Origin of the sequence: Roseovarius sp. CAU 1744, assembly GCF_039839345.1 — a bacterium.
Taxonomy (GTDB): Bacteria; Pseudomonadota; Alphaproteobacteria; order Rhodobacterales; family Rhodobacteraceae; genus Roseovarius.
Window position 1 is genome coordinate 204,434 of the sequence record NZ_JBDOQV010000009.1, and the last position, 23,623, is coordinate 228,056.

The window sequence follows — 23,623 nt, forward strand, 5'->3', positions numbered from 1 at the left end:
GCTGATCGCTCTCAGGGAGTTGTTGCATCAGTGTAGGATTTCGAGCAGAGAGTTAGGTGACCTGAAAGAGCGAAAACATGACTCAAAGTGACAGAAAATCGATTTTCGTCGTCATCGGAGAGGGTTTTCCCCTGCTTTCGCTATCCCTGATCATCGAACCGCTGCGGATCGCCAACCGGGTGAGTCCGCGCCCGGTTTTTGACTGGAGAATTCTAAGCTCGGACAGCGAAACCCCCCGGTCTTCAAGTGGCAGAAAATTCCCTGTGGACGGCTTTCTGGATGATGGTACGGCCGACGCGATTATCCTGCTCGCCTCCTACGCGCCTGACCGTATGTCGTCGAAGGCATTGATGAAATGGCTCCGTGCCCAGGCCCGGAAAGGCACGTTGATGGGCTGCGTGGATACCGGTGCCTTGTTGTTTGCCGAGGCGGGGTTGCTGAATCAGCGCCCGGCAGCCGTGCATCACGAAGCCATTGCCGGGTTTCGCGAACGGCAGGATGATGCGTTTTTCGTGGATCGCCTCTTTGACCTGCATGGCAACCGGTGCTCAAGCGCCGGTGGCGTGGTGACGATAGACATGACGCTTGCGCTGATTTCTCATTTCGAAAGCCCCCGGCTGGCGCGTCAGGTTGCTGAGATCCTGAACTACCGTCCGCTTGATTCCGACAAGGCCAAGGGGTTGTTCGGTTATGACTGGTCGATGCCGCGAACCGACAGAACCCTTGCCAAAGCGGTCGAGATCATGCTGGCAAATGTGGAAACGCCGGTTCAGATCTCGGAAATTTGCACACGGCTGAACGTGAAGATCTGGCGCCTGCGCCGCCTGTTCCTGCGTCATTTGGGCAAGTCTCCGCAGGCCTATTACCTGGAACTGCGGCTGGATCATGCCAGGAACCTCTTGCGCAACTCACATGAGAAAGTCGGTGCGATTGCCCTGATGTGCGGATTTCCCGCGCGTGAAAGCCTGAGCCGAGCCTACCGCGCCCGGTACGGCACGGCACCGAGCGCTGACCGGAAGCTGTGAAACCGCAACAGGCGACAGCCGCCGGTAGTCCGGCAAACCTTTGGGATTGCGCGCTAAATGGAAATCCGTTCCCGGTGCAGCCATGTTTGCCGTTGGCCGCGTTCAGCGTATTGATCTGTTGGCGACGACTTGCAGGCGATACTGTTGCGGGCACAGATGCGGCATGAACAGTTTCTTGCCGGGGCAGTCGATGACCCGGAAACTCAACCAGACCGCAATGGCTGCAAAGATCACGCCGCCAACGGCCTGTCCGATCAGCACACCAGGGGCACCCCACCAGGCGGCGAACAGGATGACGAACGGCCAGGTGCCAAGGGTGTGCCGCCCCCAGTTGATCCAGCTTGAATAGACCGGGTGGCCCAGATTGTTGAACGAGGCATTTGAAACGAAAATCGCGCCATTGAAGAAATTCGCCAATGCCAGCGGGCCGCAAAACCAGTAGAGCAGGACCCGCGCGTCACCTTCCGCGCCAAACATGTCGGCCAACGGAACCCGGACGAAATACAGAACCAGCGCTGCAAGCAGTACGTAGACCGATAGAAATTTCAGCCCGTCAATGTAGCTTTCGCGGACCCTGTCCATGCGCGAGGCCCCGTAATTCTGTCCGATGATCGGGCCGATTGCACCGGATAGCGCCAGGACGACGGCAAAGACCACCGGGGTCAGCCGTCCGACAACGGCCATGCCGGCCACCGCCTCTGTGCCGAACTTTGCCATTTCCCGCGTCACGATGGCCGTCCCCAAGGGCGTTGCAATATTGGTCAGAACGGCGGGCATGGCGATGCCGACAACCTCGACCATATCGCTGGACACCTTGCCGAGGTCAAATTTGGCGAAGGCATCGTATTCCTTGATCGCCGGATAAAGCGCGAAACCCATCGTGGCGATGCGGGCAATCGCCGTCGCCCAGGCGGCGCCTTCCAGGCCCAGCCCCAGTGAAAAGATGAAGATGGGATCAAGCAGCGCATTGACCCCGCCCCCCAGAAGAGAAGGGTACATCGCACGCCTGGCATCCCCATAGGCGCGCAGCACCGCAACGGCGACCATTGCCATCCCCGAGAACATCGTCGTGGGCAGGATGATAAAAAGATAGGACTTGGATTTTTCCGCAATCTCGCCAGACGCGCCCACAAGGTTCAGCAGGAAATCGGCGTTGGTGAGCATCACGATCGGAACCAGTATGCCGATCAGAATTGTAAAGGCGGCAACACTGGTGGCATATCTGCGCGCTTCCTCTTCGCGGTGTCCGCCGATCGCCCGGGAAACAAGTGCCGCCGCGGCAATCGACAAGCCGATGTTGATGGCGCTGGCAAAAAACATGAGTGTGCTCGCGTATCCGGCCGACGCTGCCAGTTCATCCACACCAAGCAGCGAGATGAAAAAGAGGTCGATCAGATCAACGGCAAAAACGGCCATCAGGCCGATACTGGCCGTCAACGACATTGTCGATACGTGGCGCATCAGGTTGCCATGAGTGAATTTTGCGTCTGCAATGTGAGCCACGTTCAGTCTCCTTGTCGGACAGCCGTCCGCGAACCAGCTGGGGAAACGTAAATAATCAACTCCACCGACGATGCCAAGATGCCGAAATCCACGACTGTCGGTGCAAAAATGAACAGGTCGTTCTGGAGACCGTTTTACCGCATGCCGTCCACGATGACCCCGACGCTGTGCGTGGCACCATTGCTACGGGTGAATTTCAGCGTGTCGCCTAGTCTTGAATCACGATCGCCGTCAGAATTGAGAACCAGGTCCGTCAGATTTTCATTCGCAAATGGCGCAAGAACCGGCTGGGTAATTTTGTCAACTTGCCCGGCAAAACCCGCTGGCGGCATTGCGGCAGTTGCGAATGTTTCCGCGCTGTGAAACCTGGCCTGCAATCAGAATGCAAAGACTGGTCCCTGCACGGCGCCTGTCATTGGTCCGGCTGCTCTCAGGCTGCCTTGGTCTGATTTGGGTTGACTACCGGATTTGCCGTTATGCCCGGCAGGATTGCCAATGTTGCGAAAGCGTTTCTGCCTGAGCGGCCGGAACCAGTGCCATGAACCAGGCGTCGCGATCGGTGCTTGCAATCAGGTGGGCATTGTTCGCGAGCGGGATGATGAAACATTCCGGCGCGCCAATCCGGAACTTGGATTTGTGCGACGATGCAGGATCGCTTCCCGGCAGTTTCCGGTAGGTTTTTTCGAGACAATCCACCTGCTCGGCAGAGCCATCCCAAGCGGTCTTTTCCTGGCTTGGGTCGAACTCGACCCATGCCTGCGCTACCGCCTTCGCGGCCTTGTAGAAGCTTTCGAACGATTGTGTGTTCTGATCGTTAAAGCAATCAAGCGCCGCCGCTTCGGCGACAAGCTGCGCCGAACATGAACAGTCGGAACTTACTGCGTCTTCAACACGCTCCGGCGGCAGGATCGTGACCTCCTTGCAGCGGGCGAAGAACTGGGAAAGGGCCGATGCATAGTATTGCGCCAGTTCCGAGGGCCCGGGCGGCGGCGGCTGCGACGGTCCTGCGTCATCAGAGAACTCGATCGCCGACAACCGGCGGTTCGAGGCCAGTACCCTGACGGCCCCGGCGGGGCGGCATTCCAAGATCAGACGTCGCGGAAGCATCGTTTCGTCGACCTCTTCAAGAAGCGTGCGCAGGATGTTGTGACCTTCGCGGTCCGGCTTGACCGGCACCCCGTAACGCGGGGTTTGCTGGCGGGCACAGCGACGCAGCAAACGGTGCAGCCCGCCGCTGTCTTTTTCCGCTACGTCGATATGCGCCGGGATCGTTGCCATCATTCGGCCGCCGCGATCTTGTTCAGGGTTTGACGGGCGGCAGAAGACATGGCGGCGTGATCGCCTTGTGCGGCGCATACCAGGCAAAGAAATTCAGAGGACAACTTGTCGCTGCGTACGAAAACGGTGCTATTCCTGTTCGTCAGCACCACCGCTTCATTCGGCGGTCCCCCGGGATCCCCCAGCATGTTGCAAAGATCGGCCGTGGCATCCAGCAGGCCAAAACATCTGGCCGCCTCATTGCAGAGCTCATCGAGGTTTTCCCGGCGAATGTTGTCGTGATGACTGGATCGCAGCATCAAACGGGTCGAGGCATCGCCATAGGCCGCGACCGTGCAGCCCGCGACCGAGCTGCGTGCCGCGTCAAGTTCCTTTTTGATCGTCATTGCCGCTGCTCCTGCGGCTCAGATCGAAGGCCGCGATACGGGCGCTTGGCAGGATCGGGTCGATGATGCCGCGGACATTCACACATCCGCATTGCTGCCCCCGGCGATCATCGCGTCGGCCTGGGCTGCGGTCGGGCGCATCTGCGAGGGCGCCTGTTGGTCGGCGCCGGATGCCGTGTTGCGCACGACCCTCCTGGGCACGATCCGATCTGCGGCCTCGGCCGGCACCGGCGTTTCCGCGAGAGGTTCAGAAGCGCCGCCGGAATTGTTCCAGCGTATCTCGTCGCAGAATTCTGACGGTGCTTGCTGGTCCGGTTCCTCCGCCGTCAGGCGCGGTACAAAGGTCGATCCCTTGGTCTGGCGCAAGAGCATATCGACCAGGTGCTCACTGAACTCCGCCGCGCCGCTCTCGGCCCAGGCTTCCTCGTCTGCGGCGTTGATCGCGTCGATAAGCGCCAGCGGAAACACGGCCTGAAACGTGCCTTGTGTTTCCTTTTCCACCCGCGCGACCAGGCGGGCACGGTCCCGGTCCTTGGTTATCTTGTCAAATTGCGTGATCACAAGGAGGTTGTTGCCTTTGGTCTGGCCGGAAATCTCCTCCCAGGTCGCGGCCTCGGATTGCCGCCACGCCTGGGTCGCGTGGGTGCACCAGATCACGTTATCGACCTCGTTGAAAACGGATTGCCAGGTCTCCGGCGACATGTTCGGATCGGAAATGCCGGGCATATCGATCAGGTCGCAAATCTCAAGCGCGTCCGATTCAAGCCATAGCCGGACATATTTTGCATCCTCAAGCGAGGTTTCACCCAGCTCGCCTACTTCCAGGGCTTCCTCGGTGCCGTCATGCGTCACGCGGATCGCGGCCTCTTTCCCGTGGGAAATCCAGACCGGCGGGACGCTTGTTGCAGTGATGCGGACCGGTAGAGGCGCCTGGGCAAGCAACATGTTCAATAGCGTGCTCTTGCCGGCGCTGAATTCTCCCATCAGGGCGATTCTGGGCTTGCGCGGCGTGATGTTCGGCGCGATGCCGTCGGCGGTGGCATTGTCCTGTGTCATATCCAATTTTCCTCTCTCACGCGGCGCGTGCCCGCAGTGTCGACAGCAACTCATCCAGCGCAGCGCCCTGGGTCGCTCCGTCTCGGTCGACCAGGTTGCTGATGTCGCCACCACGGGATGCGCCCGCGCTGATTTCGGCGAAGATGTCCTTGTGATTGATGAAGAATTCCCTGAGCACGGAAACGAACTGATGGCACACCAGATCGCTTTGCTCGGACTTGAGCTGAGTCATGAATTCCTCGGTTTCGGCAGAAATCAGTTGGCGGAACTGCTTGGCAAATGCCTCATATCCGCGGAGCCGTTTCCACCACGAGACCCACCAGCCATCGTTGAAGTCCAGCGCGATCGTCTGTCCGAGCGCGACGGGCGCCGGGATGTGGGGCGGGGCCGGCATCCCCAGTTGAATGCCCTCAACGGCCTCTCCGAAAGTGCGGGCGTAAATTGTGGCGACATCCACAAGTGCGGCCTCATAGCGCTTCAGCGCCAGTTTCCTGACCTTCCTGCCAAACACTGAATAGGCCGAACGCACGAGCACCCGCAATCCGGTCGGATCATATTTCCACCCCTCCAGCGGTCCGTAGAGCTCCAGGTGCGATATCAGCGACTGCACCGCGCGTTCGATGAACTGTACATGCGCCCGGTCCACGCGGACGTGATAATCATCCGCCAGCGGTGCAAGGGCAACCTGCAACGCCTCGATATGGCGGTTGCACAGCCGGTCAAATTCCACCATGGCGTCCCGCACGCTGATCGAACTGTCGGCCACGCCGCTGACGCGTATCTTGTCGGCGGCCTGCTGGCTTGTGGCGATCGTGATGGCGGAACTGGCGATCTTCTGGATGAACGGGGTGCCAAGATCCGTCACGATCCGTTCGGAAAGTGCGCGGAACAGCGCCGGAAGCCCCGACAGTTCCCAGACGATATCGACGGGTTTCGTCTTGCTTGCCCTTGAATCGAGCGATTTCTCGGCCCATTCGAGCAGCGCCTTGCTGCTGCCCTTGGGCAGTTTTTCGATATCTCCGGACAGGACCGCACCGGCCCAGCAGGCGCTGCCGAATACGATTTCGACGTCTTCCGGTCCCTGCTTGGATTTCAGTGTCTGACGGATGCTCTTCTCGATCTCGGGAATCTGTTCCGCCGGCGCCGTCAGTTCATCGATCCGGTTGACGAAGATGACGATGTTTCTTGATTTCAGGTTTGAAATCAGGCGAATAAGCCCCATGTCGACAGAGGATAGTGCCTGGTTTGCGGACAGGACCAGAACGCAGAACCGGCTGTCACGAACTGCCTGAACGGTGATCTGTTCGCGCATCATGAAGGTGTCGTTCACGCCGGGAGTGTCGCGAAGACAAAGGTTGATAGGAATGGCGGCGCTGCTCAGATTCAGGTCGGCCGAACGCAGGATATCGGCAAAACGCCCCTGATCGGCCGTATCGGGCTGGGCGTTCTCCAGGTCGAAATCGTCACCCAGGCAGATGTATTTTTCCAGCAGGTTCTTGTCGAAATAGCCGTATTCATGCTCTTCGCCGATCAGCAGTTCGAATTTCCTGCCAAGGCGCTGACGTGCCTTTTCGCGAACAAGTTCGATCTGCTCGCCGATCTTCTGCAGCTCACTCTCGGCACCGGCCCGGCCCGCCAGTTCGCCCATGCGGCCGCCCTTGCCCAATAGCCTGTCCCATTCTTCCTCCGTCATGAACCGGAAGCGCGCGGCATTCTTCGACTGATCGGTCCCCGGCCTCAGGTGCAGCGACGTGACGACCGATGTCCAGGGATTTACATCCGACGGCAACAGCTCTGCCCAGCCCGCCATTGCATTGACGAGGGCGGTTTTCCCGGCTTTGACCTGCCCCAGCACGGTGACTGTCGGCTCGAACTCCTCAAGTTCCTTGCTCAGACGTGCGACAGCCTTCGAGGCATCTTCGCCCGTCAGGCCGCTCAACTCGTCCAGCACGTTGCGAAGTGTGCCAACCTCATCGGCGAACTGCGCCAATTGCTCGAGCCCGTCGACGAATGTCTTCGGGCGCGGTGCCTTGCGCATTTCCTGCGTTTGCTCGTTTCTCATTTCTACGTTCATGACTAGTCCAGCGGTATGTTGCATTTCCATCGTAAAGGAGTCGTTGCGCGGGCCTGTATTTTCACTGAAAACTGGAACTAATTACCATTTTTTGCTTGTTCTTGGCCTTGCTCCGTGACCCTCGGCATCTTCACCTGCCGAGCGTCAAGCATATGCATGTACCGATATCTCCTTGTTCAGTTGCAGCATGAGCGCCACAGCATCGGCTGCCGATGTTTCACCCTCTTCGAGTTGCAACAGCAGCAACATGTCCGTGCCCTCCTGCACGTCGTCCAACAGGTCCTGGACCGATGGCGCAGTCGAGGAGACGTCCGAAAACAGCTCGGAAAGATCCTGCAGGGCCGCAACGCATTGCTTGATGATGTGTTTGCTTCCCGGGGGGCGGCTTGCCGATACCTCGCCCAGCATCTTGTCCGCACCCGCCTTCAACCTTTGCAGCGCCTGTTGCAGCATATCCTTGGCCGGCCCGGCATCGGTCTGCCGGGGTGCTGGCTGGGTTTGTTTGGATGCCGGCTTGTCCGGGGCGTCTGCCCGGCGCTGCTTTGCCGGACCCGTGGCCGCCAACTGCTCCAGGTATATCATGGCGCGGTCATGATCTTCCGACTGACCCAGAGAAACCTGCCGGTCAACGGCGCGGCACAGCGCGTCGCCGCCGCTGCGTTTCCACAGATCTGATGACTGCGCCTCGCCATTCCGGCGCGCTGCCATCGCCTGAAGAGTCGCGACGGGATAGAGGCCCAGAAACTCGTTGGCGACAAAATCTTCCAGTTCGGCAATTCTTTTTGCCAGGCGGTTTTTCATCAGCTGGCGATCCGCCATTGTCAGTGCCAGGAAACCATGATCCTTGATATGTTCCGGCATGGCCGACCACAGCTGTTGCTCATCGGCGCTGAAAGCTTCGGAGCACCAGATGGCAACCGAGGTTGACCCGGCGGCATAATCCAGGAGCTTCTTGTCGTCGCTCTCTACCCCGGTCAGGCGGATCTCGGCAAAGGATCTGAGAAACAGCCGCTCGTCAGGGATTTCCAGCCGGGCGCGATAAACATCCTGCGTCGCGCGCGCATTGTCGGCCGGTCCATCCTGCACGACCTGGCTGCCATCTTTGAGCTCGAATGTCGTGCGGTGTTGCGGGCCATAGATGATTTCGACAACCGCGGCGTCAGGGAGATCCTTCACCCGAACCTGGTCAAGCATCACGTTGATCAGGCTTGTTTTTCCGCTCTGCGGCATGCCGATCATGGTGATCTGGAGTGGCCTGCGCAACTGTTCCAGCAATTGCATGCCGGTCTGCCGGACCCGGGGCGGCACGGTCTGGGCAGCAAGCGCATCTTCGATCTGCTGCGCAATATGCGATATGTTCTGAAGCGCGCTCACCCCTGTGCCTTTCTCGAAACGCAGAGCACGCGGGTTCCGGCGGACCCGGTTCGGGCAAGAACCGTAACGGCCGGCGGGGTTTCCGCGGCGTCGCCGGATTGCGTGTCGTCAGACAGCGTGCCGGCAGCTTCGGTCGTGGGGCGGTCATCGGTGGCGGCAATGTCCGGCGGGCCGGTGACCTTGATCACGCAAAGCGAGACATTGTCCTGGTCCGGGTCGTCCAACGCCTTGATCTCGCGCAGCAGCGCCGCGCTGATTTCAACGCTCGGGCGCTCCCCGCGGGTTGCCAGCACCTCCTCGATCTGCGCCTCGGTCAGGAACTGGATGCCATCGCTGGCCGCAATCACGATATCACCTTGCTGCAGGCCGACCGGCTCGGTCGTGCAGTCGATTTTCGGGATCTCCTTGCCGATCAGGACGGAGGTGAGGCATTGGCGGTCGGGGTGGTTTTCCGCATCATCGCCGTCGATCAGGCCCTGGCTGTGCATACGGTCAATCTCGGGCGCCATGGAGTGATCTTCGTTCAGCCGCAGCAGCTTGCCATCGCGGAAGAGGAAGAGCGGGGAATCGCCAACCGAAATCCAGTAGAGCCGGTCGCCGAACAGTACCGGGGCGACAAGCGTTGACCCCATGACGCTGTCATTTGCCTCTTGCTTGGCATAGTGATTAATGCAGGCATTCACGCCCCTCAGCGCATTGCGAAGATCGGCGTCGAAGTTTTCTTCAAGCTGCTCGGGATCGCTGATCAGCATCTTCAGTTCACTGAACATCTCGGTCACGGCGATCTGGCTTGCGATATCGCCGGCGGCATGACCGCCCATGCCGTCGGCCAGCACCGCAAAGCCATGTCCCGCGCCAACCGGAAAGTCCGCGGCGACGGAATCTTCCTGTCGCTCCCGGCGTCCCAGGCTCAGCGCCGAGGCGGCATCATAGTTTAGTTCAACCAACGGACGCATTCCTTGCTTCGCCTTCCTGATCTTGATCCCACGTGAAGTTCTGCCCGCAAAGCGCGATGAACCGCAGTGTCGTTTCGCCGATCCGCACGGTGTCTTCGGATTGCAGTTCCTCGGTGCTCAGCACCGGACGCCCATTGAGCCGAACCAGGTTGGCCTTGCCGCCATGCCCCAGGAAAAAGCTTTTCTGCTCATTGTCATAGGCAATCGCAGCGTGGTTCTGACGCGATATGCTGCTGTCCCCGAAATCGAGGCGAATAGGTTGATCCTCGCCACGGCCGATCTGCGCGACGCCGTCGAAAATCGTGAAGGCCGCGCCCCGCCCGGGACCGTCAACCACGGCAAGCCAGCCCACCGGAAACTTGGATACCTGGGCGGATGCGGTTTCGCCGGCTTTCTCGAACGGATCCGCGGCAGTGGCGCCGGGCGAGCTGAAGCCCAGTATCCGCGTCTTGACCCGGCCCGATTGCCGGTTGCCCCGACCCGCTGCCGGCATCGGAACTTCGAGGGGCGCCTGCTGGATCTCGGTCACTTCCGCGGTAACTTGTTCTTCAACGATATTCTCAACGATATCTTCGACGGTGTCTTCGACGGCGCCTTCGGCAATATCTTCAACGTGATCTTCTGCCAGCGTTTCGGGCGGGTCGATTTCGGCGGGCGGCTCTGCCACGAGTTGCTCCTGCTCGGGTTGCTCAACCTCGGCTTCCACCGGCGCGTCCTGTTCCGGCTCCGGCTCTTCAGAAATGTCCGGCGTGTCGGAAAACTCCAACTCATCCTCGAAAATTTCCGGCGAACTTTCTTCCGGCTCATCCGAATTGGCCAGCGCGCGGCGCAGGTCGTTCAACTCACTGAGGTCAAGTTGCCCAATTTCCTCATGGGTGTCTTCCGGTTCCATCTTGGCCGGAGCGCCCGGCACTGGCCCGACCGGTACCGCGGCAAATGTTTCACGCGCTGGCGGGTCAGCCCTTGGCGCTTCGAACGATGTGTCGTTCTGGTGCTTGTCGGCTTGTTCCTGAATACTGCGGCTTTTTTCTTCGATGAGATCGCGAATGAATTTCATGTCGGTTTCCTTCAATTCTGTGCCACGACGGATCCTGAACCCCGCCGGCCTGCACGAAACTTGGTCAGCATCCTTCTGACCGTGGATTTGGCTAATGGTGTGTTTTCCCGGTCAGTCGAATAGGCTGAGGCCTCTTCTCTTTTTCTCGTTGTCTTGTTCTTGTCCTGCTCTTTGAGGAATGCCTCGACGTCCTTGATCGGATTGCCGAAGATATCGACCGGGCAGGCGTGCTTAGAGGCTTCTTCCTGAGTCTTCTCAACGTCCTGCTCGTCATCCCTGAGGCATTTGGGCAACCCCTGGGTAAGCCTGCTATTCGTGTCGGAAACGAGCTGTGCGATCGTGTCATTGATGTTCTGGTTGATCGCCGGATGCGCGGCAGCCACGGGCGCAGGCGCGGGCGCGGCCTCTTCTGCGCCATCCTTCAGTTCCAGAAGCCATTGTTCGGCCGAGCGGTGCCGGTCCTTCTGGTTGACGGCAAGCGCCTTGTCGATCTGTGTCAGAAAGTTTTCATCAAGTTTCCAGTCGCCGGAGGCGAGCGGAACATATGGGTCGGGATCTCCGCCGGCGATTGCCGCCAGCCGTCTTTCGCTGTTGGGCGGGGCCGCCCCGGTGATGACGTAGTGCAGGGTTGCGCCCAGCGAATAGAGGTCGCTGGAGGCATCCTGGGCGTCGCCATCAATGTAGAACTCATAGGGCGAAAAGCCGTCCTTGACCGCCAGCAGCTTGGTATATTTGTTCTTTTGCTGGCTGCTGTTTTCGTAGGCCGAGCCGAAGTCGATCAGTTTGACGTGATTGTCGTCGCCAAGGATCAGGTTGTCCGGCGCCAGATCGCGGTGAAGGATACCCTTTTCATGGGTATACTGCACCGCCTCGAGCGCCTCGACCAGCATCTGACGCAGCAATGCCGGTGTCAGTCGCTCCGGTTCGCAGTCGTAGATGAAATAAAGATCGTCGCCCTCGGCGTAATCCATCGCCATGTAGGCGGTGCCGTTTTCCTCGAACACCTGGTGTACCCGGACGATCCCGGGATGATCCAGCAAGGCAAGGCGTTGCGCCTCGCGCTTGAATTGCTTGAGGATGCGATGGAATTCCTTTTCGTGGCGTTCGGAATGGGCAAGAACCTCTGAATCCAGCCGACTGCAAAAATCCGGCGGGTAGCATTCCTTGATCACCACTTTGCGCTCCAGGCTGTCGCGCGCGAGGTAGGCAATGCCGAAACCACCATGCGACAGAGCGCAGTCAATGGTGTACTGCCCCCGCAATAACTGCATGCCTTGTGGCAAATCTATATCGCATCGCTGCGAGTTCATCGTCATGTCGCCCCTTTGAACTTCATCGATATGTCCGTGAAGATGCGCTCCGTATTGTGTAGGACTCTGTCAACAATAGGGGCGGTTAAATGTGGTATGTTCATGGCGATTGTCAGTTATCCGTGTGGCTTCTCACGAAAATTGGCGATGGGCTTGTTCCAAGGCCCGTATCCGTGGGATGACTTGCGGGTGATCCGACAATGCTGCGGTGTGGCACCGTGCGCTTCGTTCCGCCGAAACCGAAGAGCGGATTTTCTGCGTGACGATCCCATGTGCTGGATCTTTTCGGCGGGCATTGGCGCCAGATTATTGGCGAGATTCCTCGACGACAGCGGCAAGAAAAACGGTGCGCTACCAGCCGATGATTGATCGCGAGGGAACCTCTAGGTAATTGAAGTAACAATCTTTTTCCTGCCGGTGGGGCAGGGAGCCTTCTTCATTCACTCAAGAGGCGTAATTTTCAGTTTTGCCGATTTTTCAGTACCCACTTCCGTTGGGGTTGGAGCACGTTGGCGTGTTCCGTGCGTCAGAAGGGCTCGTTGTAGGTACGATCTGCAAGCGGAATTTCGGCAATGGTCTGCTTCAATTGACGTATCATCAGCTCCTCCGCCCGGTTCAGCCGCTTGCCGGGGTTGGTCACCAGAAAGATATCCACTTCGGGCGGATCGTCGTAGGGCGGTAATCGCCACAAGAGCCCGTCGGCCACGTCACGTTTCATCACATGGATCGGCAATGACCCGATGCCCATGCCGCACTGAACCATGCGCCGGACCTCTTCGAGCTGCGAGGAACGTCCGACGATATCGTAATCAAGTCCCCATTTGCTGCGCAGAAGGGCGACGGGCCGCAGGGCATCGTTGATATCTTCGGTGTCGAAGGATACGGCGGGATAGTCGCGCAGATCGGCCATCTTCAGCCGTCTGCGGCCAAAAAGAGGGTGTGACGGGCCGCAATAGAAGCCAAAATATTCACGATACATCAGGTGATATTCCACATCCTGGAACTTGCGGTTCACCAGGCAGATGCCAAAGCTCGCGCGGCGTTCACGGACCGCCTGCACGACCTTGACGCTGGTGTCGATACGAATGTTGAACCGGATCTGGGGATGCGCCTGGCTGAGACTGGAGAGTTGCTTGTCAAACAGCGGTGTTATCACGTGGCTGGCCATTACGATGTTGATTTCACCGGAGATTTCGTTCGCGGACTGGCGCACCGCTTCGGGCAGCCGCCCGACGCCGCCGAACATGTCGCTGCATTCTGCATAGAGCCTGCGCCCGGCGGATGTCAGCCGGAATGTGCCATGCCCCCGGTCGATCAGGCGGCAGCCCAGTTCGGTTTCCAGCCGCTTCAGGGCAAGGCTGACCGAAGGTTGACCGCGCAAGAGCCGGTGCGCGGCAAGAGTGATGCTGTGCTCTTCCGCGATCACCAGGAACGTGCGCAGCAGATTCCAGTCAAGCTGAAAGACGAACTTGGTGTCGATATCGACTGACATTAATGAGATCAATCCTTGCTATTCAGGTTATCAATTTTCGCAATTTGCGCCTCACATGCAATAGTTTTCGCAACGAGGGGAGAATCCGTTGTCAGAAACAAGCATTCCGGTCGACCGCCGCCCGTGGCTGCTTCTGTCGCCCGCGCTGGTGTTCATCACCGTGCTGGTGGTGATCCCGATGGCGTTCATCCTGGTCTATTCTTTCTACGAGAATATCGACCTGGCGGTGGATGTGCCCGCCTTTCAGTTCGGCAACTGGCAGGAACTGCTCACCGACAGCTATTATCACACCGCAATCTGGAAAACGCTGCGCCTGTCGCTGATCGTCACGGTGCTGGCGGCGGTGCTGGGATATATCCCGGCCTATGTGATCGCCATGACGCGGTACCGTCACAAATGGCTGCTGTTGCTGCTGCTGATCCTGCCGTTCTGGATCAGTTTCATCATCCGCACGCTCAGCTGGATCCATATCTTCGGCAATCAGGGCGCGCTCAACGGATTGCTGGCCTGGCTGGGCCTGACTGATGCACCTCTGAGCATCATGTATACCGAGTTCACGGTGATCGTGGGCTTCATCCACGTGTTCCTGCCCTACATGATCCTGAACGTCTATGTCAGCCTTGAAGGCATCGACGAAAACCTCGAACCCGCCGCGCGCACGTTGGGCGCGACACCCTGGCAGGCGTTTCGCGAAGTCACCTTGCCGCTGTCGCTGCCGGGTCTGGCGGCCGGGTCGCTGCTGGTTTTCGTGCTGACCGGCGGCAGCTATGTCACTCCGCTGATCCTGGGCGGTCCGCGCGATTTCCTATTCGGCAACCTGGTCTACGACGCCGTGGTGACCGAGCTGAACTGGCCGATGGGTGCGACATTGTCCTTCGCCCTTCTGGTCCTGCTGGGCAGCGTCGTGATCCTTTACAGCCGGCTGATGGGCATGAACCAGCTTGCCAAGGCGTTCGGATAGGGGATGGCGATGAAACCACGTGTCTGGACATTGCTGAAGGTCTACACGTTGCTGGTCTACGGCTTCATGTTCGCGCCCATCGTGGTGGTGCTGATCCTGGCTTTCAACTCGTCGCAGTTCGGCGGGTTCCCGATCGAGGGGTTCTCGCTGCGCTGGTTCTACGAACTGGCCGAGAACGAGGCGATCATCCGGGCCATGCGCACATCCGTTTCGCTAGGGCTGCTGACGGCGCTGATCGCGACGACGCTGGGCATCCTCGCCAGCATGGCGCTGGTGCGCTACCAGTTCCCGGGCAAACAGTGGATCACCACATTTCTGATTTCACCGGTGCTGGTGCCAGAAACCGTGCTGGCGGTCGGGCTGCTGATTTTCCTGCGCTGGCTACACATGCCGCGCAGTTTCGCCCTGTTGCTGATCGGCCATTCGATTATCGCGCTGCCCTTCGTGGTGCTGGTGGTGCAGGCGCGCCTGATCGGTATCCGCAAGGATTACGAGGAAGCGGCGCGGTCCTTGGGGGCGAGCCCGGTGCAGACCTTCTTCCAGATCACGTTGCCGCTCCTGATGCCTGCGGTCTTTGCGGGGGCGCTTTTTGCCTTCACCATCTCGTTCGACAACATCACCGCCACGATCTTCTGGCGGCCTTCAGGGATGGAAACGGTGCCGACGCAGATCTTCGGGATGCTGCGCAACTCGGTCAGCCCCGAGATCAACGCACTGGGCTTCGTGATGATCTGCATCACCGTGGGCGTGCCGCTGCTGGCCGGCGGGCTGGCGCGCTATTTCTCAAGACGAAAAATCTGAATCAATCAAAAGGGAGACTGAAATGACAAAGAAAATTGATGACACGACACGTTATGAGCGCCTGCGCGAGAGGATGGGCAATGGCGATATCGACCGCCGCTCGTTCTTTGGCCTGCTTGGGGCCGCTGGCATGTATGCCGGGGTGTCGGGCGGGATCATGACTGCGATGGCCCGCCAGGCCCGCGCGATGGGCACCGAGCTGCATTTCGAAGGTTGGGGCGGGGTCGTTTCCGAAGCGCTGCGCGAACATGCCTTCAACCCTTACGAGGAAGCCACCGGCAACAAGGTGATCGACGCGACCTTTGGCGGCGAAAACGAGGTGCTGACCAAGATCAAGGCGGCAGGCAATACCGACGGCCACAACATCCTGCACAGCTCGGGCATCACCTGGTACAAACGCTGGGTCGATAACGGTTATCACGTGCAGCTGAACCTCGACAATATTCCGAACATGGAAAACGTCATGCAGGCGATGATCGATCCGTTCCTTGCGATCACGCCCGACGGGTTGTCGGCGGTGCCCTATGATTATGGCACCACCGGCATCGCCTATAACACCGAGCATGTCAGCGAGGACAAGGCCAAGGAACTGGGCGCCAACCTGCTGCTGGATGCCGACCTGAAAGGCAAGATCGGCGGCTGGGGTGGCGACTGGGCCAACCGCGCCTGGTACGGTGCGCTGCAGTCGGGGCAGAACCCGAACGACATTCAGGACTGGGATGCCGTCTGGGACAAGGCGCGCGAACACCGCGATCTGGTGCTGAAATACTGGAGCTCGGGCGCCGAGCTGATGGACCTGCTGGCCAAGGGCGAAATCTACGTGACCGAGGCCTGGTCTGGCCGGGTTGCGGCACTGCAGGCGCAGGGCCACCCGATTGCCTACATGGATCCGCCCAACGGCCTGGCCTGGATGGAAACCATGTTCGTTCTCAAGGGTTCGCCGATGGAAGCGGCCGAGGAACTCTTGAACTTCATGCTGGCGCCGGAAACCGCGATTGCCGTGGCGGCCGGGCAGAAATACCCGTCCTCGCTTGATCCGACCAAGGTCGACATGCCCGATGAGGTCAAGAACCTGCCGGCCTTCGACGCGACCGGCAAGCTTGAGGGGCTGGTGTTCCGCGACCCTGCGGCCTGGAACCCGCATGAGAAGGAACAGGGCAAACAGTGGAACCGCGTTCAGAAGGGCGGCTGAACCAAAACCAGGGGCGGGCCGCAGCGACGCGGCCCGCTTCGATGACGCAACAAACGGAAAGATCCCATGGCGCGTGTTGAACTTGTCGATATCCGGAAATCCTTCGGGGCCGTTCACGCGGTGAAACAGGCCAACGTGGTCTTTGAAGAAGGTTCTTTCACCACGCTGCTCGGGCCCTCGGGCTGCGGCAAGACGACGATCCTGCGCATGGTCTCAGGGCTTGAAACACCAACCAGCGGCGACATCCAGATTGGCGGCAAGCGGATCAACGACGTGCCGATCCACAAGCGCAACCTTGGCCTGGTCTTTCAGAATTACGCGCTGTTTCCGCATCGGACCATCGGCGAGAACATCGCTTTTGGCCTGAAATACCGCGACGTGCCTAAGGCGGAAGTGGCGAAAAAGGTAATGCAGGCCCTTGATATCGTGCGGCTGCCGGGGGTTGAGGACCGCTATCCCACCCAGCTTTCGGGTGGGCAGCAGCAGCGGATCGCGTTGGCCCGCGCCATCGTGATCGAACCTGACGTGCTGCTGCTGGATGAACCGCTTTCGGCGCTGGATGCCAACCTGCGCGAAGACATGCGGGTCGAGTTGAAATCCATCCAGGACCGGATCGGCGTGACCTCGATCTTCGTGACGCATGACCAGTCAGAGGCGCTGGCCATGTCGGACAAGATCATCGTCATGAGCGCGGGCCAGATCGAACAGGTCGGCACGCCCGAGGAGGTCTACAATACCCCTGCCTCGGAATTCGTGGCCGGGTTCCTGGGGGCATCGAATCTGCTGGCGGCCAATGTCGTCGGGCGGGACGACACCCATGTCGTGCTGGAAACCGCGGAATTCGGCAAGACGCCGGTGCCGCTTTCGCATGCCGCCACGCTGAAACAGGATGGGCGGGCAAAGCTGATGGTGCGGGCGGAGAAGCTGACCCTTGGCGCCAAGGGCAAGCCCGGCGTCGAGGCCGTGGTCGAGGCGGTCGATTACCAGGGGCAGCTTGCGCGCTATTTCGTCCGCGTGGGCGATACCCAGTTGCAGGCGATGAACATGATCGACGGCAAACCCTTTGCCGAAGGTGAAACCGTGGCACTGGCGATGAACCCCGATGCCTGCGCCGCCCTGCCGGTGAGGGAAAATACATGAGCCGCCTATTCTATCAGACCCGGCTTGAACGGCCGCATCTGGACCGGGCCGAGGGCATCTATATGTGGGATGTCAGCGGCAAACGATACATCGACGGGTCGTCGGGCGCGATGGTGTCGAATATCGGCCATTCCAACCCGCGCGTGCTGGAGGCGATGCGACAGCAGATGGATCGTTCGACCTTCGGCTATCGCCTGCATTTTCAGACCGAGGCATCCGAGGCGCTGGCCGACCGGGCGGCGGCACTGGCCCCCGAAGGCCTGAACCGCGTGTTCTTTGTCTCGGGCGGATCGGAAGCCACGGAAAGCGCTATGAAACTGGCCCGCCAGTATGCACTGACCCAAGGAGCGGCGCAGCGCTACAAGGTGATTTCGCGGATGCCGTCTTATCACGGGGCGACGCTGGGGGCGCTCGCGGTCACTGGCTATGCGCCGATGACCGCGCCGTTCGATCCGATGATGCACGCGATGCCCAAGATCGCCGCTCCGCGGGCCTATCTGGACGGTCTGGACCCGGACGATCCCGCCACCGGCGCCCATTACGCGCAGATGCTCGAGGACAAGATCCTCGACGAAGGGCCGCAAACCGTCCTGGCTTTCATCGTCGAACCGATTGGCGGGGCGTCCACCGGTGCGCTCGTGCCGCCGGCGGGATACATGCAGTGTATCCGCCAGATCTGCGATCACTACGGTGTGCTGTTGATCCATGACGAGGTGATGACCGGCGGCGGCCGCACCGGGCGCTTCTTCGGGGCCGAGCATTGGGAGGTCGCGCCCGACCTGATCTGCCTGTCGAAAGGGTTTGGCGGGGGTTACGTGCCGCTGGGCGCGATGATCGCCCGCGACGACATGGTCGAGGCGGTGCTGGACGCGGGCGGGTTCATCCACGGCCACACCTATGCGGGGAACCCGCTGGCCTGTGCCGCCGGGTTGGCGGTGATTGACGAGATTGAAAGCCGAGAGCTGATGGCCAACGCCGCGCGCATGGGCGATGTGCTGCAGTCCCGGCTGCGCGGCCTGATGCAGAAATACCCCGTGATCGGGGATGTCCGCGGCAAGGGCCTGCTATTGGCCTTCGAACTGATGGCCGACCCGCAGACCAAGGCGCCCCTGCCGCCCGGGCTCAAGGCCTTCGACCGCGTGGTCGAGATCGCCTACAAGAATGGCCTGATCATCTATTCCCGCCGGACCCGCGGCGGGCTGTCGGGCGATCATTTCCTTGTCTGTCCGCCGATGATCGTTTCCGAGACGCAGATAGACGAGATCATGGAGCCTCTCGACAGGACACTGGCGCAATTCATGGCCGAAATACCTTCGGACATGCTGAAATCCGCATGAGGCGATGATGGGCAACACGATCATCACCTGCGCGATCACCGGGTCGATTCACACGCCATCGATGTCGCCCTACCTGCCGTGGAAACCGGCCGAAATCATCCGGCAATCGTTTGATGCGGCCAGGGCCGGGGCGGCAATACTGCACCTGCATGCCCGCGATCCCGAAAACGGGCGCCCCTCCTCGGAGCCGGCGCATTTCATGCAGTTTCTGCCGCAGATCGCCGCCGGGTCCGATGCGGTGATCAACCTCTCGACCGGTGGCAGCGCGATCATGAGCCTTGATGACCGGCTGAAGGCCGCGCTGCGCTTCTGCCCCGAGATGTGTTCGCTCAACATGGGCAGCATGAATTTCGCGCTCTATCCGATGGCCGAAAAAACCCGTGATTGGCTGTTTGACTGGGAAGAACCCTTTTTGCGCGGCACCGACGATCTGGTGTTCAAGAACACGCCGCGCGACATTGCCGGCATCCTGTCCCGGATGGGGCAGGAGCGCGGCGCGCGGTTCGAATTCGAATGCTACGATATCGGCCATCTCTACATGTTGAAGCATTTCGTCGAACGCGGCATGGTGAACGCGCCGATCTTCATCCAGTTCGTGTTCGGCGTTCTGGGGGGCATGGGTCCCGATCCCGATACGCTCGACCACCTGATCGCGCTGGCCGACAAGCTGTTTGGAGAAGAGTACATGTTTTCCGTCCTTGCCGCCGGGCGGCATCAGATCCCGATGGCCACCCGCGCCGCCGAACTTGGCGGCCATGTGCGTGTGGGACTGGAGGACAACCTGATGATCGCGCGGGGCCAGCTGGCGCGTTCGAACGCGGAACAGGTGCTGCAGATCCGCGAAATCGTTGAAAGCATGGGCCGCAGCGTCGCCACACCCAACGAGGCCCGGCAGATGCTGGGCCTCAAGGGCGCGGACAAGGTGGCGATCGTTGCATGACTGATATCGCGATCGACCCCGTCACGCCGGACACGCTCGACCTTTTCGACTATGCGCTACGCCAGCTATCGGACAGTTTGGGGGATCCGCACCGGGCCAATATCGGCCATCTGCGCAGGGCCATGTTCGGAGAGCTGCCGGCCTGCTACGGGTTGATAGCACGTGAGCCAACCCGCCTGCCGTCTGGCGCAGTGATGTTTTCGCCGATCATGTCGACACGGCGTGGATGTGCCGGATTGCAGGTCACCGACCTGTGGGTCGCACCGGGGCAGCGCGGTCTGGGCGTGGGCCGGCGGTTATTGGCGGCAGCCTCAACCGCGGCGCAAGACAAGTGGCGCGCCGGGTTTCTCTGGCTGTCCTGCTATACCGAGAATACGCAGGCTTTGGAGTTTTACGCCCGGCTCGGCTTCGTGGAAGCGACCGGCGATGTGCGGCTGGCCCTGTCGGACGAAATATTCGACAGGCTGAGGGAGATCTAGATGAAAGCCTTTTTCGACGAACGCCAGTGGAAACATGACCCCAAGCATTTCATGGCCAACGGGGTGCAGCAGCCCAGCCCGGAACAGCCTGAGCGCATCGCGCGGCTGAAAGCAGGGGCCGAGGCAGCGGGCTGCGTATTCGAGACACCTGGCGATGCCGGGCCAGGCCCAATCGCGGCGGTGCACACGCCCGAATATCTTGTCTTTTTGCAAAACATCTATGCGCGCTGGCGCCGGATCGACGGCGCCGGGGCCGAGGTGATCCCCAATATCCACCCGGCCAGCCGCTCGGATGGCTACCCGCTATCCGCCGTGGGACAGGCGGGATACCACCAGGCCGATACTGCCTGCCCGATCGCCGAACATACCTGGGAGGCGGCCTATTGGTCGGCCCAGTCCGCCGTGGCGGGGGCCGATGCGGTCGCGGAAGGCGAACGCGCCTGTTACGTACTCTCGCGCCCGCCGGGACATCATGCGTTTGGCGATCTGGCCGGTGGGTTCTGCTTTCTGAACAATGCCGGCATCGCCGCCGAACGGCTGAGAGCTGCAGGCCACCGCCCCGCGATCCTGGACGTGGACGTACATCACGGCAACGGCACCCAGGGCATGTTCTACGACCGGGGTGACGTGCTGACCGTGTCGATCCATGCCGATCCGGCGCGCTTCTACCCGTTCTTCTGGGGCCACGCGCAGGAACGCGGTGCGGGCGCCGGGCTGGGCTGCAACCTGAACCTGCCTCTGGCCCGCGGGACCGGGGATGATGATTACCTTTCCACGCTGGACAAGGCGTTGGAGCGGGTCGCGGCCTTTGGCTGTACCGCGCTGGTGGTCGCGCTTGGGCTCGATGCGCATGAAGGCGATCCGTTTCAGGGGCTTGCCGTCACGACCCGCGGGTTTGCCCGGATCGGTGCGGCCATTGCGGCGTTGGGCCTGCCTGCGCTTTACGTGCAGGAAGGCGGCTATCTCTCGGACGCGCTGGGGGCCAACCTCACCAGCTTTCTGAACGGAGCATCGAAAACGGCATGAGCGAGACCACGGACATCCTTGTGATCGGCGGCGGCATCGCCGGGATCAGCGCCGCCGCAGCCCTGGCGGAACAGGCCGACGTCACGGTGCTGGAGGCCGAGCCGCAGATCGGTCAGCACGCCACCGGCCGTTCGGCGGCGGTTTTCATCCTGAATTACGGCAACCACGTGCTGCGCGCGCTCAACGCGTTGGCCTTCCCGGCGCTTGACGGCGCTTTGCTGGGCGACTCCGTGCTGTCGTCGCGGGGCGAGCTGCTGGTGGCCAGTGACGACAGCCTGCCTGCGTTCGAAGCCTATCTGGAGGGGGCCAATGGCGTTGAACGGATAACGCCGGACGAGGCGCTGGACATGGTTCCGGTGCTCCGGCGCCAGACGATCGTGGCGGCAAGCTATGAGCAGCAGGCGCTGGATATCGACGTGGACCGTCTGTTGCAGGGCTGGCTGCGCCTGTTGAAATCCCGCGGCGGCCGGTTGCGGACGAATGCGCCCGTGCAGGGGCTGGAACGGCAGGGCAACGGGTGGACCATACGGACGCCGTCCGCGGAATTCAGCGCCGGGATCGTTGTGAACGCCGCCGGCGCCTGGGCAGACGAGGTCGCGAAACTGGGCGGTGTGCGCCCCATCGGCCTGCAGCCCAAGCGCCGTTCCGCCGTTATCATGCCGATGCCGGCAGATGCCGGAGACTACCGGAAATGGCCGCTCTTTGCTTCCGCCGCCGAGGACTGGTACGCCAAGCCCGAAGCGACGGGGCTGATGATTTCACCCGGTGACGAGGATCCTGTTGCACCGCAGGACGCCTGGCCCGATGATATGGTCCTGGCCGAAGGCCTGTACCGGTTCGAGCAGATGGTGGACCTGCCGATTGCGCGCCCCAGTCACAGCTGGGCGGGGTTGCGCAGTTTCGTGGCTGATCGCAGTCCGGTTTGCGGGTTCGATCCTGAGGCGCCTGGGTTTTTCTGGCTGGCAGGTCAGGGCGGCTATGGCGTGCAGACATCTCCGTCCCTCGCGGCATTGACGGCATCCCTGTGCCATGACCGGGATCCACAACTTCCGCCAGATCTGGTGCAGGCACTTAGCCCGCATCGGTTAAGATCGTTCGAGCGATAATGATCGGGCCGCGCAATCGAAAGAAAGTGTCATGAAACCCGGAAATTCAGTGGTTTACTTGTCAGATGAAGATCTGGAAGGCTTTGGAATCCGACCTTCGGAGGTTGCCGATGCCATCGAATCCGCCCTGATCGCCAAGGCGGAAGGGCGGTTTCATACGTCGCCCAAGACGGCGATCCTGCCGGGCGATGGACGCTATGCAATGTCCACCCTCGCCGTAGGAGATGACGGGTTCATCGTGACCAAACAGGTTACCGTGTGTCCCGAAAACCCGGCCCGAGGGCTGCCTTCGATCAATGGCGCGATCATGGTGATGGATGCCCGGACCGGGCTGTTGCGCGCCGTTCTCGGGGCAAACTGGATAACGGCGGCAAGAACGGCGGCGCTTTCGTTGGTGGCGGCGCGCCGCCTTGCCGACCCCGGCGCCAAGACAGTGGCATTTGTCGGTGCCGGCGTACAGGCGCATTCGCATCTGGCCGCGTTTGCCGAACAATTTTCCCTTGGACGCGTCCGTGTCTTCGGGCGTGGAAAGGCCAATATCGAGAAGCTTTGCCGTCATACGCACGAGATGGGCCTGGAGGCCGAAGAATGCGCCGAACCGCAGGACGCCTTGCGCGATGCCGATCTGGTTGTCACATCGGTCGCATTGGACTACTCGATCGAACCTTTCCTTGATGCCAGATGGCTGAAACCAACGGCATTCGTGGCGATAACGGATGTTTGCATCCCCTGGCTGCCGCAGAGCATGACCGCCTTCAAGACCGTGATTGTCGATGACCGTGTGCAGGAACGTGAAAGTGACAGGCCGATGTTGCCATATGAGCAGATCACCGGCGATCTGACGGAACTGGTATCGGGGCAGGTTGCCATCCAGTCGGGCGACGGGCCAGCGGCCTTCGCCTTCCGAGGAATTTCCCTGGGCGATTACGCTGCAGCGGTTCTTGCCGTGCAGCGGGCCGGAAATCTCGGCGATTAAGAAAGACCGGGTGACGTCAGATGAAATCGGCCTCGATTCTGGATGGTCCATCTAGGGTCGCGCGACACCAGAATGACGGCTTCCTGCACCCGCCTTCATGATCGCGCGCGCCGATGGTCGCGGGCTTTGCCGCTGATCTTCACGAACATCGCTT

21 protein-coding genes are annotated in these 23,623 nt (G+C 60.6%); 11 read left to right on the forward strand and 10 right to left on the reverse strand.

The annotated features are described in order from the left end of the window. Nucleotides 1–77: 77 nt before the first annotated feature. The gene (locus tag AAFO92_RS18575) at nucleotides 78–1,025 is read left to right on the forward strand and encodes a helix-turn-helix domain-containing protein (RefSeq protein ID WP_347537686.1); all 948 of its coding nucleotides are present in this window, start codon (nucleotides 78–80) and stop codon (nucleotides 1,023–1,025) included. A 102-nt stretch (nucleotides 1,026–1,127) separates the two neighbouring features. Here AAFO92_RS18575 and AAFO92_RS18580 read toward each other — a convergent pair whose 3' ends face one another. The 10 genes from AAFO92_RS18580 to AAFO92_RS18625 form a co-directional block, all read right to left on the reverse strand. Then, entirely contained in the window at nucleotides 1,128–2,528 is a 1,401-nt protein-coding gene (locus AAFO92_RS18580) for an MATE family efflux transporter (protein ID WP_347537688.1), read from the reverse strand. Nucleotides 2,529–3,002: 474 nt separating this feature from the next. Further along, the gene (locus tag AAFO92_RS18585; RefSeq protein WP_347537690.1) at nucleotides 3,003–3,809 is read right to left on the reverse strand and encodes a hypothetical protein; all 807 of its coding nucleotides are present in this window, start codon (nucleotides 3,807–3,809) and stop codon (nucleotides 3,003–3,005) included. Beyond that, complete coding sequence (locus AAFO92_RS18590; protein ID WP_347537692.1) at nucleotides 3,806–4,192, reverse strand: hypothetical protein; 387 nt, start codon at nucleotides 4,190–4,192, stop codon at nucleotides 3,806–3,808. The genes AAFO92_RS18585 and AAFO92_RS18590 overlap by 4 nt, the downstream gene beginning before the upstream one ends. Before the next feature lie 78 nt (nucleotides 4,193–4,270). After that, the gene (locus AAFO92_RS18595; protein WP_347537694.1) at nucleotides 4,271–5,248 is read right to left on the reverse strand and encodes a dynamin family protein; all 978 of its coding nucleotides are present in this window, start codon (nucleotides 5,246–5,248) and stop codon (nucleotides 4,271–4,273) included. A 16-nt stretch (nucleotides 5,249–5,264) separates the two neighbouring features. Further along, entirely contained in the window at nucleotides 5,265–7,310 is a 2,046-nt protein-coding gene (locus tag AAFO92_RS18600; RefSeq protein WP_347537696.1) for a dynamin family protein, read from the reverse strand. 156 nt (nucleotides 7,311–7,466) lie between these two features. After that, entirely contained in the window at nucleotides 7,467–8,696 is a 1,230-nt protein-coding gene (locus AAFO92_RS18605) for a hypothetical protein (RefSeq protein ID WP_347537698.1), read from the reverse strand. After that, nucleotides 8,693–9,643, reverse strand: coding sequence for a protein phosphatase 2C domain-containing protein (locus AAFO92_RS18610; RefSeq protein WP_347537699.1), 951 nt, complete (start codon nucleotides 9,641–9,643; stop codon nucleotides 8,693–8,695). Before AAFO92_RS18610 ends, AAFO92_RS18605 begins: the two co-directional genes overlap by 4 nt. Beyond that, the gene (locus tag AAFO92_RS18615) at nucleotides 9,636–10,709 is read right to left on the reverse strand and encodes an FHA domain-containing protein (RefSeq protein WP_347537701.1); all 1,074 of its coding nucleotides are present in this window, start codon (nucleotides 10,707–10,709) and stop codon (nucleotides 9,636–9,638) included. The genes AAFO92_RS18610 and AAFO92_RS18615 overlap by 8 nt, the downstream gene beginning before the upstream one ends. An 11-nt stretch (nucleotides 10,710–10,720) precedes the next feature. Further along, the gene (locus tag AAFO92_RS18620; protein WP_347537703.1) at nucleotides 10,721–12,025 is read right to left on the reverse strand and encodes a serine/threonine-protein kinase; all 1,305 of its coding nucleotides are present in this window, start codon (nucleotides 12,023–12,025) and stop codon (nucleotides 10,721–10,723) included. Between the two features lie 520 nt (nucleotides 12,026–12,545). Next, nucleotides 12,546–13,511 carry a LysR family transcriptional regulator gene (locus AAFO92_RS18625; protein ID WP_347537705.1) on the reverse strand — a complete coding sequence of 322 codons (966 nt, stop codon included), beginning with the start codon at nucleotides 13,509–13,511 and terminating at the stop codon, nucleotides 12,546–12,548. Nucleotides 13,512–13,599: 88 nt separating this feature from the next. Here AAFO92_RS18625 and AAFO92_RS18630 point away from each other — a divergent pair, with 88 nt between their 5' ends. The 10 genes from AAFO92_RS18630 (at nucleotide 13,600) to AAFO92_RS18675 (ending at nucleotide 23,469) form a co-directional block, all read left to right on the forward strand. Then, the gene (locus AAFO92_RS18630; RefSeq protein ID WP_347537707.1) at nucleotides 13,600–14,472 is read left to right on the forward strand and encodes an ABC transporter permease; all 873 of its coding nucleotides are present in this window, start codon (nucleotides 13,600–13,602) and stop codon (nucleotides 14,470–14,472) included. A gap of 9 nt (nucleotides 14,473–14,481) precedes the next feature. Then, on the forward strand, nucleotides 14,482–15,273 hold the full coding sequence (locus tag AAFO92_RS18635) for an ABC transporter permease (RefSeq protein ID WP_347537709.1): 792 nt from the start codon (nucleotides 14,482–14,484) through the stop codon (nucleotides 15,271–15,273). A gap of 22 nt (nucleotides 15,274–15,295) precedes the next feature. After that, nucleotides 15,296–16,465, forward strand: coding sequence for an extracellular solute-binding protein (locus tag AAFO92_RS18640; RefSeq protein ID WP_347537711.1), 1,170 nt, complete (start codon nucleotides 15,296–15,298; stop codon nucleotides 16,463–16,465). A gap of 66 nt (nucleotides 16,466–16,531) precedes the next feature. Next, on the forward strand, nucleotides 16,532–17,605 hold the full coding sequence (locus tag AAFO92_RS18645; RefSeq protein WP_347537713.1) for an ABC transporter ATP-binding protein: 1,074 nt from the start codon (nucleotides 16,532–16,534) through the stop codon (nucleotides 17,603–17,605). Beyond that, nucleotides 17,602–18,942 carry an aspartate aminotransferase family protein gene (locus tag AAFO92_RS18650; RefSeq protein WP_347537715.1) on the forward strand — a complete coding sequence of 447 codons (1,341 nt, stop codon included), beginning with the start codon at nucleotides 17,602–17,604 and terminating at the stop codon, nucleotides 18,940–18,942. The genes AAFO92_RS18645 and AAFO92_RS18650 overlap by 4 nt, the downstream gene beginning before the upstream one ends. A gap of 7 nt (nucleotides 18,943–18,949) precedes the next feature. Next, a complete protein-coding gene (locus AAFO92_RS18655) occupies nucleotides 18,950–19,882 on the forward strand; it encodes a 3-keto-5-aminohexanoate cleavage protein (protein WP_347537717.1) in 933 nt (310 codons plus the stop codon). Beyond that, nucleotides 19,879–20,361 (forward strand): N-acetyltransferase, encoded by a 483-nt coding sequence (locus tag AAFO92_RS18660; protein WP_347537719.1) that lies wholly within the window; start codon nucleotides 19,879–19,881, stop codon nucleotides 20,359–20,361. The genes AAFO92_RS18655 and AAFO92_RS18660 overlap by 4 nt, the downstream gene beginning before the upstream one ends. Further along, nucleotides 20,362–21,387 (forward strand): histone deacetylase family protein, encoded by a 1,026-nt coding sequence (locus AAFO92_RS18665; protein ID WP_347537721.1) that lies wholly within the window; start codon nucleotides 20,362–20,364, stop codon nucleotides 21,385–21,387. It begins immediately after the preceding gene. Continuing rightward, nucleotides 21,384–22,493, forward strand: coding sequence for an FAD-dependent oxidoreductase (locus tag AAFO92_RS18670; protein ID WP_347537722.1), 1,110 nt, complete (start codon nucleotides 21,384–21,386; stop codon nucleotides 22,491–22,493). Before AAFO92_RS18665 ends, AAFO92_RS18670 begins: the two co-directional genes overlap by 4 nt. 31 nt (nucleotides 22,494–22,524) lie before the next feature. Then, nucleotides 22,525–23,469, forward strand: a complete 945-nt coding sequence (locus AAFO92_RS18675) for an ornithine cyclodeaminase family protein (protein WP_347537724.1) — start codon at nucleotides 22,525–22,527, stop codon at nucleotides 23,467–23,469. Nucleotides 23,470–23,623 lie beyond the last annotated feature (154 nt).

Bases quoted from the DNA above. Each gene is read 5' to 3' on its own strand.
- AAFO92_RS18575 (WP_347537686.1), top strand. From the start codon at position 78: ATGACTCAAAGTGACAGAAAATCGATTTTCGTCGTCATCGGAGAGGGT.
- AAFO92_RS18585 (WP_347537690.1), bottom strand. From the start codon at position 3,809: ATGATGGCAACGATCCCGGCGCATATCGACGTAGCGGAAAAAGACAGC.
- AAFO92_RS18590 (WP_347537692.1), bottom strand. From the start codon at position 4,192: ATGACGATCAAAAAGGAACTTGACGCGGCACGCAGCTCGGTCGCGGGC.
- AAFO92_RS18595 (WP_347537694.1), bottom strand. From the start codon at position 5,248: ATGACACAGGACAATGCCACCGCCGACGGCATCGCGCCGAACATCACG.
- AAFO92_RS18600 (WP_347537696.1), bottom strand. From the start codon at position 7,310: ATGAGAAACGAGCAAACGCAGGAAATGCGCAAGGCACCGCGCCCGAAG.
- AAFO92_RS18615 (WP_347537701.1), bottom strand. From the start codon at position 10,709: ATGAAATTCATTCGCGATCTCATCGAAGAAAAAAGCCGCAGTATTCAG.
- AAFO92_RS18620 (WP_347537703.1), bottom strand. From the start codon at position 12,025: ATGACGATGAACTCGCAGCGATGCGATATAGATTTGCCACAAGGCATG.
- AAFO92_RS18625 (WP_347537705.1), bottom strand. From the start codon at position 13,511: ATGTCAGTCGATATCGACACCAAGTTCGTCTTTCAGCTTGACTGGAAT.
- AAFO92_RS18635 (WP_347537709.1), top strand. From the start codon at position 14,482: ATGAAACCACGTGTCTGGACATTGCTGAAGGTCTACACGTTGCTGGTC.
- AAFO92_RS18640 (WP_347537711.1), top strand. From the start codon at position 15,296: ATGACAAAGAAAATTGATGACACGACACGTTATGAGCGCCTGCGCGAG.
- AAFO92_RS18645 (WP_347537713.1), top strand. From the start codon at position 16,532: ATGGCGCGTGTTGAACTTGTCGATATCCGGAAATCCTTCGGGGCCGTT.
- AAFO92_RS18650 (WP_347537715.1), top strand. From the start codon at position 17,602: ATGAGCCGCCTATTCTATCAGACCCGGCTTGAACGGCCGCATCTGGAC.
- AAFO92_RS18655 (WP_347537717.1), top strand. From the start codon at position 18,950: ATGGGCAACACGATCATCACCTGCGCGATCACCGGGTCGATTCACACG.
- AAFO92_RS18660 (WP_347537719.1), top strand. From the start codon at position 19,879: ATGACTGATATCGCGATCGACCCCGTCACGCCGGACACGCTCGACCTT.
- AAFO92_RS18665 (WP_347537721.1), top strand. From the start codon at position 20,362: ATGAAAGCCTTTTTCGACGAACGCCAGTGGAAACATGACCCCAAGCAT.
- AAFO92_RS18670 (WP_347537722.1), top strand. From the start codon at position 21,384: ATGAGCGAGACCACGGACATCCTTGTGATCGGCGGCGGCATCGCCGGG.
- AAFO92_RS18675 (WP_347537724.1), top strand. From the start codon at position 22,525: ATGAAACCCGGAAATTCAGTGGTTTACTTGTCAGATGAAGATCTGGAA.